Source organism: Photobacterium sp. DNB22_13_2 (assembly GCF_052873915.1).
Map to the genome: position 1 here is coordinate 1 of NZ_JBNNXU010000108.1, position 282 is coordinate 282.

Annotated in this window: 1 protein-coding gene; it reads left to right on the forward strand. The window is 62.4% G+C overall.

Going from position 1 to position 282, the window contains the following annotated elements; all coding sequences use genetic code 11:
* The coding region (locus ACVA58_RS28010) for an ATP-binding protein (protein WP_446513507.1) at positions 1 to 282 on the forward strand (282 nt) is incomplete at both ends.

Here is a 282-nt window from a genome sequence, read left to right on the forward strand (position 1 = left end):
GGGCAAGACCCATCTCGGCACCGCCATCGGCGTGCAGGCCGTGGAGCACCATCACCGTCGAGTGCGCTTCTTCTCGACCGTGGAGCTCGTCAACGCGTTGGAACTGGAGAAGGTCTCAGGCAAGCCGGGACACCTGGCCACGCGACTCATGTATGCCGACCTGGTGATCCTCGATGAGCTGGGCTATCTGCCGTTCAGCCAGACCGGCGGCGCATTGCTGTTCCACCTGATCAGCAAGCTCTACGAGCGCACCAGCCTCGTCATCACCACCAACCTGAGCTT